We start from the raw sequence: 12,445 nt of genomic DNA on the forward strand, positions 1-12,445 counted from the left end.
TGCAATCATCTCGCTCACTCCTTTGACATCTATTCTAGCTTAGGTCGGAAGAAGAAGCAAAAATTCAAACATAGATAAACATGCTTAGGCATCTATTTTACACGACGCATGAATAATGAATGGAGATTTAAAAGTTGAATATGTATCAATGGATCAAATTAAATGAACACCCAGATTTACTGGAAGAAACCGCAAGTTGGTTTTCCTCAAAGTGGGGCATCCCTGCTGAGGTTTATGCGGAAAGTATACGTACTGCAATCATCGAGAAGGAAAGTATTCCTCAATGGTATGTCATTCTCGATGAAAAAGGTGCAATCGTTGGAGGAGCAGGTGTCATCGAAAATGACTTCCACGACCGCCCAGATTTAGCACCTAATCTTTGTGCTTTATATGTTGAACCGGAGCATCGGAATCAGGGATTAGCAAAATGGATATTAGAACAAACCAGAGAAGAGATGCATCGATTAGGGTTCAAGAAACTTTATTTGATGACAGACCACACCTCCTTTTATGAACGATATGATTGGTCATTTTTAACTATGGTCAAGGAAGAAAGTGGAACAACTACCCGGTTGTATCAAATCACTACAACAACATAAAGAGAAGCATGAGATGTTGAATCAAATCTCATGCTTCTCTTTTTTCGCTTGTTCTCTTCGTTGTTTCTTTTCATCGTAAATAAAGACATTTCGCACGATACGTAAGATGGGGCGAGTGGTCAAGAAGATGGCGCCTGCTAAATACAAGTAATTACTGTAATAATCAGGGATTTTCGTGAGTAAAGCAATACTCCCTAAGACATAAAAAATCCCTGTGAGTAAATCAACCGCTAAAGAAATCAATGTGTAACGATTTTGAAAATACAAGCGAAAACGCCGTCCGCGGATCTCAATATCTTCTTCTTTGCCAATCTCGACATCATGGGTATTTCGTTTGATTCTTGGCATATAAAATCACCTAACTAGTTTTTATTTCTACGGTTTCAAGACAACTTTGATATTTTTATCTTCTTTTTTATCAAAAATCTCGTATGCTCGAGCCGCTTCTTCTAACGGCATCGAATGAGTGATGATTTGAGTTGGATCAAACAGTCCTTCTGCAATCATGTCATAAATTTTTGGCATCAAATGGACAACTGGTGCTTGCCCATGTTTGACGTCAATATTGCGCATAAAGAATTCTTGAAGTGGATAGGAAGAAGCAGGTGTCATATAAACACCAGTGATTTGCACTGTACCAAATTTTTTCACCGCTTTAGCAGCCATTTGGATAGGTGAGATCGTTCCACTTTGTAAGCTAACTAAATTTTTAGCTTTTTCTTTTGTTGGCTCTAAACCATCCATTCCGACACAATCAATGATGACATCTGCACCGCCACGAGCTAACTCATATAAATCATCTCCGGCTTGGTTCACGTCGTCTAATAGATAGGTTTCGATTTGATTATAGCGGACTGCTTTGTCTAATCGGTGTTTGACTGGATCGACCGCAATGACACGTTTTGCTCCTGCCATCACAGCAAATTTTTGTGCAAATAAACCAACAGGACCTGAACCTAAGACGACGACTGTATCATCTTTTTTAACCCCTGCATTTGCAACGCTCCAATAAGCGGTGGGTAAAATATCAGATAAAAATAAAACTTTTTCATCAGGTAAATCATTATCTGGAACGATAAATGACGTAGAGTCGGCGAAAGGTACCCGAAGATATTCTGCTTGCCCACCCCAGTGATTTCCGTTCAATTTACCAAAACCGAATAATCCGCCGTATAATTCTTCCTGATTGGAATTATCACACTGACTTTCCATATGGTTTGCACAAAAATGGCAATGGCCACAACTAATATTAAAAGGAATAACGACACGTTGTCCTTTTTTCAACTTCTTCACTTCAGAACCAACTTCTTCAACAATCCCCATAGGTTCATGTCCAACGACATAGCCTTTTTCCATAACGGATTCCCCATGGTGATAAAGATGGAGATCAGATCCACAAATCGCTGTTGCAGTGATACGGATGATTGCATCGGTTGGTGCTAAAATTTTTGGATCATCAACATTTCTAATTTCCATTTTTTGCTTTCCTTGCCAAGTGACTGCTTTCATCGTAGTGCTCCTCTCCTGTTTTCATTAATAAAACTAACGATAGTTATTTATAAACTCATTCTAAGGGAATGTTACTTTTTTTCACAATGAAACGCGCTTTTAGTTTTAGTTTAAAACAGTAAAATAACTTTTGACGAAAAAAGGAAGTTGTAGTTTTATTGACTGAAAGTTATAATTATAGTAGTTGATTTTCAACAAAATAAAACGTAAAAGAACAATTTTTTGTGCTGACCTAGGAAAGGAGAGAAATGAGAAATAGTCGATTAATCAAAATAATTATAGGAGTTGTGTGTACAGTCTGGCTCTTTTTTTTGTCGATTGGCGGACTTTTTTATACGTCTTTAGCAAATGAAGGATTTATGAATGAACAAATCAAACAAGCAAACTACATACAAAAGGTAACGAAAGAGATCAATGGTCGTGTCCAGAGCTATCACCAAGAAGCAAGAGTCACTCCAGAGGTGCTTGCCGACAGTATATCTGAGGAATTAGTCAAAAAGAATATCGAGCATTTTGTCAAAGAAACTTATCGTGACAAGCAACCAAGCTTGATCCAAGCAACGGAGCTGGAAGAACATATCAAAGAGACGATCCATACATATAAAACAGAACATGAGATCAATATTGAAGAAGGGATTGCGGGAGAAGAACTCGCTTTACATATGATCGGCGGGATCTTTGAACGAAGTGTCCAACCAAGTTATCTGCATCTTTTTATTCGAGGAATCAATGACCTGAGCCACCAGGTACTTCACTATGCTTGGGGCATTGTGAGTGTGAGCCTATTGATCTTAGCAGGGTTCATTTATTTCAATCCAGGTTCTATCCGTTCGCGTATCAAAAAATTTGCGTGTAGTCTGATGGGCGCTGGACTGATAAGTCTAGCATTTGCCGCAACTTTATACTATGCGCAGATTTTGCAGACGGAGGAGCAAATGGAGTCACTTCAAGGCTTGATACGAATATATCTCACTAACTTTACCCTGATTGTTTTATTGATCGGAGGAAGTGAGATTGTTGTGGGCGGCTTCGCATGGCTCCTTGCAAAAAGAGAAAACAAAAAAAGAACTGTCGGACAAAATCAAAAATAGCAAAAAAACAAAAGTCTTCCGCCTATTTCCATAGGTGGAGGACTTTTGTTTTAGGACTGAAGTAGCACAGGAAAGTGAATTCCTTTAGTGAACCTCAATCAAACATTTTTTTCGCTGCACGCATCAACGTAGGGATATCTTTGTCATAACGTGGTGTTTTCACCAAACGTGACATTGGAATACCTGCAAAATGGAATGCCGCAATTTCTCCTGAACGAACAGCACTTTGTTCGGTAAAGATCATTTGATAAGGCTGTTCAACGAACTCACCAGTAAAGGCAAGGTTTGTTGAATGTTTAGGAATGACTTTTGGTCGATCACTTTTCGCACGATTGTTAAATAAGGCAGAAGCATATGGCATGTAAACCGGAATATTATTGATGACACTATCGTAGATTTCGGTTTCTTTTTCGCGAATGTTTACTGGACCAGGATCAACTTTTGAAAGCTGACCAAGTAATTCTTCTAACATTTCTTTTCCGTTCATTTTAATATACTCTTTGTCGACAAATTCACCACGACGTCTTGGATACAAGAAGTAGCCCCAAATCACTGTTTCATTCGGTTTTTGTGAAGTGAAATGCGGTTGGTGATGCACGACGATCGACATATTGACATCTTTTTGACCAAGTGGGGTAATCGGTGTTGTTGAAATAAATGAATTCAACGCATTACCTGGTTCTTGTGTCGTGATACGTGTGATCTCATTTAGCAACACATGATTTTTCGTTGTCAACGTAAAGCTGACCCATTCACTTGCATCACGATCTGCGAAAAATTTATCTGGATTGCCTAAATTGTAGAATTTTTCACTGGCTTTTTTCCACAAACTCGAAGCAGCACCGTAATCCATATTTTCCTCTGCGGGTGTTTCGTAGTCGCCAAGTGTTGCCGAATCAGTGATCGAACCATTTGTAAATAATACGCCAGTATCTCCATCAACGACGACATGTTCTTCTTCTTGTGTTTTTGTATTGATCATCTTCAAGCCAGTCACAGTGATTTCATCTTGCATCGCTGTTTCTTTGAATTCCCAGTCAACGACACGACGATTCAAAATGATTTTACAACCTTGTTCTTTCAAATAATTGATCAGTGGCAACATAATACTTTCGTATTGATTATAGCGTGTTCGATTGACCCCAACTAAATGCTCGATTTGAGTAAACTCATAAATCATTTGGTGCATATAGCGACGTAATTCTTGTGCAGAACTACGTGTTCGAAAAGCAAAAGTCGTTTCCCACATAAACCAGAAGTTTGTTTCAAAGAAATGGGGATCATCTTTGAAATACTCAGCAATCGTCACATTATCTAATTTTTCTTCTTCTGAATCAGGCATGGCGATTAGTTTCGTTAATAATACGCGATCTTTATTATTGAAGCCTAATTTACCGCCATCAACGATTCCCTTGCCACCTTCCAATAAGCGAGCTTTATCAAATGTCGGATGTTTGGCATCGAAATCTCGTGTATCTTCTTCGGCTGTCATGCCCGGTTCTGTGGCAGAAGGGATACGACTGAGTAGATCCATCAAATCGACATACGTACGGTAATTCAGCATACGTCCACCACGTGCAACGTAGCCTTTTTGATTTTCTAATGGGTGATTTTTGTTCCAATATTCATCAGTCACTGTGTCCACAGGAGCGCCATCATTTGATCCATGGTCATCTAAGGAGTAGAAAGTGATTTGATCTCCACGCCATTTGCCTTCTTGGATCAAATAAACAGCAGCTGCCATATTCGCGATTCCTGCACCAATCATAATTGCTTTCTTTTTTTGCATCATGCGTTCCTCCAATATTTACCAATTCATTTTCACAGCGATTTTTCTAGATGGATTCAAATTCATCATAAAGGTGACGATCATCTTCTAGTAAGCCTGTTTTTTTGCCAAGATAAACAGCACCTATAGCGACTAGTCCTAAGCCAATGCCTACTTTCAACCATTTCTTGCTCATAAAAAAACCTCCTTTTGGTTTGTGAACTGTTTCTACTTCAAAGCATAAAGCGTTTAGAAAAATAAGCCAAATGATAGGGTAAGGAAGCAACCTGGATTTTTGACAGTTTAGAGGAAGTGTCTGTTTTTCACAATAAAGTGTAAGAAAATGTTAAATGAATCAAAGAAGAATTAGTGACGATCACTGAGGCAAAAAAAGGGGAAAGAGATAATGGCTGAAAAAAATAGAACCAACATTTGCTGATTTCTTGAAAAAACTTCGTAGTTTCTGGTTTAGAGAGAAAGAATATGTTTCATCGACTAATAGATACAAGTAATTGAATCTCATTTTTGTTATTTAAAAAAAGGTGGTTTGATTATTTAAAATATTCTTCCAGTGGATAATCAACTAGGATCAGTCATTTTGGTTTTTTTTATTATTATGATGATTTTGAGAAAAGAGTGTGATAGGATGAATGAAAAGGGTATCATAGTTGTTTTTGTATAGTTTTTAGACGGATGAAGTCAAAAAAAGCGCCGAGACAGCGCTTGCTCCTAGAAGCTGATGACGGACAAAGCCTTATTTTAACTTGCTATATTGAATTGAATGCTTCCAAAACGGTGCAATTACACTAAATGACGTTGCTACTGTTTTAGAGCTATGTTGAATTGAATGCTTCCAAAACAGAATAGAAGCTTCTTCTATTGACAACATTGTTTTAGAGCTATGTTGAATTGAATGTTTCCAATAGAGTATAAGAGTCCATTACACTATGAACGTTTTTAAATCTATATTGAATTGTCTGCCATTACTAGCTATACTGGATCTCAGTAAAAAGATGATAGTGGGATTCACTAATAAAAAAGTACAGAGTCAGAAGAAAACACAGACACTTGTGTTTTCTTTTTTTGCTCAAACTGGACGAAACTCTTTACTCTTAGTAGGATAGGAGTAGAAGAAAAAGTGGGGTGTAAAGATGTTTAGTGAAACGTTAGTCCATTTGTTGGAATGGGTGACTGCGATTTTGAATATTTTCTCGATTTTAGTCTTGTTGGTTGGTATTTTTTTAGTTTTAAAAAATTTGATGTTGGAACGTCCCTTGATTAAAGATTATGCGACGCGTAATCGGCGCAATGCGGATATTCGAAAACTACTAGCTAGTTACATTTTGTTGAGTTTAGAAGTACTGATCGTGGCAGATCTCATCGAATCTGTCATTAAACCAACTTGGACAGACATTTTAAAATTAGCATTGATCATTATCATTCGCACGATCATCTCTTATTTCTTAAATTTAGAAATTGCGAGTCATGTATCGCATGAAAGAAGGGAAGTTTGATGGAGATCAGTTGGATGACACTGCTTTATCCATATCTTGAATGGTTGGTCTTGATTTTAGATATTTTTGCCATTGTGGTCTTATTATGGGGAGGCTTTCTTTCAATCAAAGATTTTTTGAAAGATTCCTTGAACCCGTCATTCAAACAAAATGAACGGATTCATCAAAATAATGGCATCAAAAAAATGCTGGGTGGGTATATCTTGTTGAGTTTAGAGATATTGATTTCTGCTGGGATCATCGAGTCGATCATCAAACCGACATTACAAGATATTTTTCAGTTGGCCGCATTAGTTGTGATTCGTACGATCATCTCTTACTTCTTGAATAAAGAAATCGGCCCAGCAGATGTCTAAGTTTGCATCATCATAGGCAGAATGGGTAAATGATATTAGTGATCACGTCTCTTAAAATTGAATAGTTTTTCAGAAAGTAACGATTATAAAAAAAGCTAGAAAAGCCAAAATCTTGTAGGATGAATTTTTGGTTTTCTAGCTTTTTTTATGGAACTGTCTAGCTTTTCACACACTTTATACGACAGAATAAATGTGTGCAAGAGTTACTATTACGAAAGTATGCCTTCCTCATGAACTACTTTTTACAAGCAGTATAATTGCTTGTTCCACTGTTTCGACTGAGATTGGAATAATTTGTTCCATGGACAAGGCCACAGGTGTGTAGAGTGTACGTTCACACAACAGCCGGTTAGATGAGGCTGCCACAAAATCGATAGCTTCTTTACTTAATTGTTTATAAATCATTGGCTCGACGGAAATGTCACATGTCGTAACAGCCTCTAAAGCTTCGCGATAAATCAGGTATTTGATATCTGAGTTGGTCACGATCCGCACAGTTAATTTTTGTTTATCTAAGCGTAAAATGCCAGTCAATTCAATAACGAATGACCGCAGACAATTTGGATTGATCTTTAATTGATAAGGAAGTGCATGGCTCCAATCGCTAACGATCCGTTTTACTTCTTCAAATAACTCTCGTTGTTCATCGGTCAATAAATAAAATTTTTCAGGTAAGAACAATTGATAGTTTTTCCAAGCAGAACGCAAAATACGTATCAAAGCACGTTCAAAAGCTTTGTTTCCAAGAAAAGCATGATCAAAATGTTGTTCAAATTGTTGGATCAATTGTTTTGTCTCTGGATTATTTTCAATAAATACCTGATGCAGTTGGGCAAAATCCTGCTCGATTGCTTCATACGAATCAAATCCATAATCACATAAATTGAAGAGTATCAGAATAAAATAAAATTCATTTGGTTGAAAAAATTGCTTAAACGGACTTTCTTCCCAAGCTGCAAGAACGAAATGATAAATCGGTCTCTTTTTGATTTCATCGATGAAGGATTGATCGATTGATAGTGGGGCATTTTTTTGATAGAACAGACTGATCAGAAAGCCTGTTTGCAAAATCTCTTGGGTATCCCGATCATAGATCCGCCCACTTTTTTTCGTGACTGCTTGAATAAACTCTTGCGCTTGGACATCAAAGGAGCAAGGAAGAGAGAGGTCAGGCAATGTGCCTGTCCGATAGCTCACATTTAGCAAAACCAAGCGTCTTTCGATGTCAGTAAAGTGAGGGGAATGATGTTCAATGGCGATATCGCATGCTTGAAAGTAGTCTAACACTTGTTTCTTCAATGCGTAAGCTTTGCTGACTGAAACAAATTCGAGTTCGGTCAATTGGATATAATCTGGTTCATCTTCTAAGTAAAGAAGGCAAGTTTTTAAAAATAAAGACGGCCGAGAGAGTCGTTGCATCAATTGGAAGCGAGAAGTTGTTGGTGCGAAGTATAAAGAATAGGTTTCTTTTTCTTTTGATTGATAAATGATTTGGTCGCTCAATTCTCTACTTAATGATTTGATATCATTCAACAGAGTGGTTTGACAAACATGTAACAAAGTAGCTGTCGTTGGAAGATGGACTTCCTTATTTACATAAAACTGTCCACAAAGAAAGAGTTGGCGTAAGAGATTTTTCTCAAGATAATGTTCAATCATGGGGAATCCTCCCTATTTGTATAGTCATGCACAAGCACTTAGCTATTATGCCATGTTTTTTGTAGATACGCATCTATCACCCAATCTTTCTTAGCAAACAAGATGCTAAATTTACTTATTTTTGTTATTGTATCTGTTTTAATTAAAAAAATTGGGAACTGATTGATAAAAAGAACCAAATAGAAAAAACAAATATGAATATTTTTCAACGAATAAGTGCATTTGATTTCTTTTTTTTGTTCGTGACTTAAACGTTATAATCAATAAATTGAACCATTCTTAGATAGGGAGTTTAGTCACATCGTTCGTTTTTTTGAGCTAAAAATACAGAATAATCAGACTTTATTTTTTTGTCTTCAAAGTAAGAAATATAAAGATATGTTATTAAAAAAATTTTTTTAAAATTTGAGCGTATAGTCAAACACGTAAACTGATCAAGCAACAACAGCCGGCTGAGTATTTCCTGTGATCAGGTAACAAGAGAGGAGAAATGAATCATGAAAGATATGGACATCAAAGCCGTCTTTATTGGCGACAAAGCAGAAAATGGCCAAGTGTATAAAATGTTATTGAATAAGATGTTGGATGAACATTTAGGTTGGCGTGAAAATTATTTACCAGCTGACCTTCCCGCAATCAGTGAAGCAGACAAATCAACAACGTCTTATCTTACGACTCGACAACATATGATGGAGGTCTTAGATGAAGTCAGTGAACGAATGCGTGCCGGTTCAATTCCTTGGCATTCAGCCGGACGTTATTGGGGACAAATGAATGCAGAAACATTGATGCCAGCTTTGTTGGCTTATCACTTTGCGATGCTTTGGAATCCTAATAACGTGGCATTGGAATCCTCAATGGCCACGTCACAAATGGAAGCAGAAATCGGAGAAGACTTTGCGAAGCTGTTCAGTATGCCGAATGGTTGGGGCCATCTGACAGCGGATGGTTCAATTGCGAATTTAGAAGGTCTATGGTATGCCCGTTGTATCAAATCGATTCCTTTAGCGGTCAAAGAAACTTACCCTGAAAAAGTGAAAGACCTATCGGATTGGGAATTACTTAATCTATCTGTAGAAGAAATCTTAGAAATGATCGAAACATTTACTGATGAAGAATTAGATCGAGTCAAAGCTGCATCTTCACGAAGTGGGAAACACATCCAAGAATTGGGCAAATGGCTTGTTCCTCAAACCAAACACTATTCATGGATGAAAGCATTAGATATTTGTGGTGTCGGGTTGGATCAAATGATCGCGATCCCCGTTGATGACTGCTACCGAATGGATGTCCAAGTATTGGAAAAGACGATTCGTGAACTAGCTATCCAACATATCCCCATCCTAGGTGTGGTCGCTGTTGTAGGTACAACAGAAGAAGGACAAGTCGATCGTGTCGATCAAATCGTTGAACTTAGAGAAAAATTGAAAGATGAAGGCATTTATTTCTACCTTCACGTGGATGCAGCTTATGGTGGCTATGCCCGTTGCTTGTTCATGAATGAAGCGTATGAATTTGTACCTTACGCATCATTAGCAGAATTTTATGAAGAACATCATGTTTTCCATCATGAAGTGAAAATCGAACGAAGTGTTTATGAAGGATTCAAGGCAATCAGTGAAGCCGAATCAGTGACTGTTGATCCCCATAAAATGGGCTATGTACCTTATGCGGCAGGAGGAATCACGATCAAACATAAAAGTATGCGGAATATCATCTCTTATTTTGCACCTTATGTGTTTGAAAAATTCGTTAAAGCACCAGATATGTTAGGTGCTTATATTTTAGAAGGTTCAAAAGCTGGGGCAACGGCTGCGGCAGTTTGGACGGCACACCGAGTTCTGCCTTTGAATGTCACTGGCTATGGTCAATTGATTGGTGCATCGATCGAAGCCGCTCAACGTTTCCGAGAATTTCTTGATCAATTAAGCTTTACTGTCAATGGGAAAACAATCGAAGTCTATCCATTGAATCATCCAGATTTCAATATGGTCGATTGGGCATTCAAAGTCCAAGGTTGTACAGATTTAAAAGAAATCAACCGTTTGAATGAAGAAATGTTTGATATGTCCTCTTATATGGAAGGTGATGTGTACGCAGAACGCTTTATAACTTCTCATACGACCTTCACGCAAGCGGATTATGGCGATTCTCCAGTAGCATTTGTTGAAAGCATGGGTGTTCCAAAAGAGGAATGGCAAAAAGAACAACAAGTTACTTTGTTGCGAGCTGCGATCATGACTCCGTATTTAACCGATGACAACATCTTTGCTTATTATACCGAAGCCATCAAACACGCAATGGAAGAAAAACTAAGAGAAGTTCTTGCGTAGTTTTAGTGATAGAAAGAAGGATCAATCATGACAGACTCAAAATCTACCAAACAACTGTCAACGTTAACGTTTATTGGGATGACTTGCGCTTTAGTCGCAAGCGTCCGCAATATTCCTGATGTCGCTGCCACTGGTTGGACGATGTTGTTTTATATGTTAGTTGCTGTACTCTTTTATGCGTTTCCGATCTCTCTGATCTCAGGAGAGTTTGCAGGGATGTTTCCTCAAAAGGGAGGGCCAGAACTGTGGGTCTCTCAATCCCTCGGTAGAAAATGGGGATTTGTCGTCTCTTGGCTTTTATGGGTTCAAATGTTTCCAGGGATGGTCATGGTTGCCTCAGCACTTGCCCCATTGTTTGGCAACATGGTCAATAACGTCCCATTGGGCTTGAATAGTAAATTCACATTGCTCGTGATTTTAGTCGTTTATTGGATCATCACACTATTGAACTTAAAATTCGACATGGCAAAAATTGGCGGGAAAATCGGTGTCTGGTTGGGGTTGTATGTCCCGTTGGCATTGATGCTCCTATTAGGTGCCGCAGCATGGATCAAGATCGGTATTATGCCAAATGGAACATTAGGGAAATTTTCTTGGGATCTTTTAGTTCCCGATCCAAGTACTGCAAAATCATTCGTTTATTTTGCACCGATCATGTTCATTTTTACTGGAATCGAAATGTCTTCTGTTTATATCACTCGATTGGCACATCCAGTTAAAACTTATATACGCGGTATTTTCGCTGCGTTAGTCTTTTTATTTGTGGTAAATACGCTGAATGCGTTAGTCGTTGCCAATGTGGTACCAAAGGGTCAAATGGAGTTGAATAATATTGCTCAATCCATTTCGATCGATTGCCAAATTCTTGGCTTGCCACATATGATTGTGAACCTATTCAGCTTACTTGTATTTGTCGGTGTCGCTGTACAATTGTCTGCTTGGGCTTCTGGTCCAGCCAAAACTGTTACAGAAAGTGCAAGAAAAGGCGCGTATCCTCCTCGTTTCAATTTTTGGAAAACCAATGAATTTGATGTGTCAAAAGCGGTGATCTTGACACAATCCATTATCATTTCTGTATTTGCACTATTCTATTTATTGATTCCCGGAGTCAATCAAGCATTTTTGATGTTAGTAAATGCAACGACAGTGATTTATTGTATCGTCTATCTTATCATGGGTGTCGCATTCTTACGTTTTAGAAAAACAAATCCAACTATCCCTCGTCCATTTCGCATCGGTAAAAAAGAGGGAAATGGGAATCTCGGTGCATGGCTTGTTGTGTTAGTCTTATTTGCAGCAATCGTTTTTTCTGTCGGACTTACATTAAAAGCTGGTACATGGATCGACTTTGTGGCTGTCGCATTGATCAGCGGCATTCTTTTTGTTGCCCCATTATGTATCGAAAAAATTAGAAAACCTTCTTGGGAACAAGAAATAAAGAACAAATTGAGTGAACAAAAATCAACGAAGCAATCGGAGTAAAGGCAAAAATTTTCGTTTGAAAAGCAAACCTAGAAACCTGGCTCATATTAAATCACACTAATTATTTCATGTTTGCCTGAAATAATCGGCATAAGAAACCCTCCTTTTTACGTATAATAAGTATTATCAAATGA

General features: G+C 37.9%; 11 protein-coding genes. 6 read left to right on the plus strand and 5 right to left on the minus strand.

The genetic code is table 11. The features are described 5' to 3' along the window. Positions 1-140 precede the first annotated feature (140 nt). On the plus strand, positions 141-599 hold the full coding sequence (locus IGJ49_RS01525) for a GNAT family N-acetyltransferase (RefSeq protein ID WP_194928325.1): 459 nt from the start codon (positions 141-143) through the stop codon (positions 597-599). Positions 600-620: 21 nt separating this feature from the next. Here IGJ49_RS01525 and IGJ49_RS01530 read toward each other — a convergent pair whose 3' ends face one another. Further along, positions 621-947 carry a YrhK family protein gene (locus IGJ49_RS01530; protein ID WP_010736481.1) on the minus strand — a complete coding sequence of 109 codons (327 nt, stop codon included), beginning with the start codon at positions 945-947 and terminating at the stop codon, positions 621-623. A 27-nt stretch (positions 948-974) separates the two neighbouring features. Further along, on the minus strand, positions 975-2,108 hold the full coding sequence (locus IGJ49_RS01535; RefSeq protein WP_010736480.1) for an alcohol dehydrogenase catalytic domain-containing protein: 1,134 nt from the start codon (positions 2,106-2,108) through the stop codon (positions 975-977). A gap of 359 nt (positions 2,109-2,467) precedes the next feature. Here IGJ49_RS01535 and IGJ49_RS01540 point away from each other — a divergent pair, with 359 nt between their 5' ends. After that, positions 2,468-3,199, plus strand: a complete 732-nt coding sequence (locus IGJ49_RS01540; RefSeq protein WP_438752475.1) for a hypothetical protein — start codon at positions 2,468-2,470, stop codon at positions 3,197-3,199. Positions 3,200-3,293: 94 nt separating this feature from the next. On the opposite strand, the gene IGJ49_RS01545 is transcribed toward IGJ49_RS01540, so the two are convergent. Then, a complete protein-coding gene (locus IGJ49_RS01545) occupies positions 3,294-4,988 on the minus strand; it encodes an oleate hydratase (RefSeq protein WP_062805806.1) in 1,695 nt (564 codons plus the stop codon). Between the two features lie 46 nt (positions 4,989-5,034). After that, on the minus strand, positions 5,035-5,163 hold the full coding sequence (locus IGJ49_RS01550; protein WP_010736477.1) for a hypothetical protein: 129 nt from the start codon (positions 5,161-5,163) through the stop codon (positions 5,035-5,037). A gap of 955 nt (positions 5,164-6,118) precedes the next feature. On the opposite strand from IGJ49_RS01550, the gene IGJ49_RS01555 reads away from it, so the two are divergent. Together IGJ49_RS01555 and IGJ49_RS01560 are read left to right on the plus strand one after the other, a co-directional pair. Then, positions 6,119-6,481 (plus strand): DUF1622 domain-containing protein, encoded by a 363-nt coding sequence (locus tag IGJ49_RS01555; RefSeq protein ID WP_010736474.1) that lies wholly within the window; start codon positions 6,119-6,121, stop codon positions 6,479-6,481. Continuing rightward, positions 6,481-6,837 carry a DUF1622 domain-containing protein gene (locus tag IGJ49_RS01560; RefSeq protein WP_019724648.1) on the plus strand — a complete coding sequence of 119 codons (357 nt, stop codon included), beginning with the start codon at positions 6,481-6,483 and terminating at the stop codon, positions 6,835-6,837. Before IGJ49_RS01555 ends, IGJ49_RS01560 begins: the two co-directional genes overlap by 1 nt. 228 nt (positions 6,838-7,065) lie before the next feature. Here the strand turns inward: IGJ49_RS01560 and IGJ49_RS01565 are convergent, their stop codons facing one another. After that, positions 7,066-8,496, minus strand: a complete 1,431-nt coding sequence (locus tag IGJ49_RS01565; protein WP_438722217.1) for a DNA-binding protein — start codon at positions 8,494-8,496, stop codon at positions 7,066-7,068. Positions 8,497-8,993: 497 nt separating this feature from the next. Between IGJ49_RS01565 and tdc the strand changes: the two genes are divergently transcribed. Together tdc and IGJ49_RS01575 are read left to right on the plus strand one after the other, a co-directional pair. Then, entirely contained in the window at positions 8,994-10,829 is a 1,836-nt protein-coding gene (gene tdc / locus IGJ49_RS01570) for a tyrosine decarboxylase (protein ID WP_438722218.1), read from the plus strand. Between the two features lie 27 nt (positions 10,830-10,856). Then, positions 10,857-12,311: an amino acid permease gene (locus IGJ49_RS01575; protein WP_438722219.1), complete on the plus strand. Its 1,455-nt coding sequence runs from the start codon at positions 10,857-10,859 to the stop codon at positions 12,309-12,311. Positions 12,312-12,445 lie beyond the last annotated feature (134 nt).

The organism is Enterococcus sp. AZ171 (genome assembly GCF_051714005.1).
In the GTDB taxonomy this organism is placed as follows: Bacteria; Bacillota; Bacilli; order Lactobacillales; family Enterococcaceae; genus Enterococcus_B; species Enterococcus_B pernyi.

Coding starts and splice junctions, on each gene's coding strand:
- IGJ49_RS01525 (WP_194928325.1), top strand. CDS start 141: ATGTATCAATGGATCAAATTAAATGAACACCCAGATTTACTGGAAGAA.
- IGJ49_RS01530 (WP_010736481.1), bottom strand. CDS start 947: ATGCCAAGAATCAAACGAAATACCCATGATGTCGAGATTGGCAAAGAA.
- IGJ49_RS01535 (WP_010736480.1), bottom strand. CDS start 2,108: ATGAAAGCAGTCACTTGGCAAGGAAAGCAAAAAATGGAAATTAGAAAT.
- IGJ49_RS01540 (WP_438752475.1), top strand. CDS start 2,468: ATGAATGAACAAATCAAACAAGCAAACTACATACAAAAGGTAACGAAA.
- IGJ49_RS01545 (WP_062805806.1), bottom strand. CDS start 4,988: ATGCAAAAAAAGAAAGCAATTATGATTGGTGCAGGAATCGCGAATATG.
- IGJ49_RS01550 (WP_010736477.1), bottom strand. CDS start 5,163: ATGAGCAAGAAATGGTTGAAAGTAGGCATTGGCTTAGGACTAGTCGCT.
- IGJ49_RS01555 (WP_010736474.1), top strand. CDS start 6,119: ATGTTTAGTGAAACGTTAGTCCATTTGTTGGAATGGGTGACTGCGATT.
- IGJ49_RS01560 (WP_019724648.1), top strand. CDS start 6,481: ATGGAGATCAGTTGGATGACACTGCTTTATCCATATCTTGAATGGTTG.
- IGJ49_RS01565 (WP_438722217.1), bottom strand. CDS start 8,496: ATGATTGAACATTATCTTGAGAAAAATCTCTTACGCCAACTCTTTCTT.
- tdc (WP_438722218.1), top strand. CDS start 8,994: ATGAAAGATATGGACATCAAAGCCGTCTTTATTGGCGACAAAGCAGAA.
- IGJ49_RS01575 (WP_438722219.1), top strand. CDS start 10,857: ATGACAGACTCAAAATCTACCAAACAACTGTCAACGTTAACGTTTATT.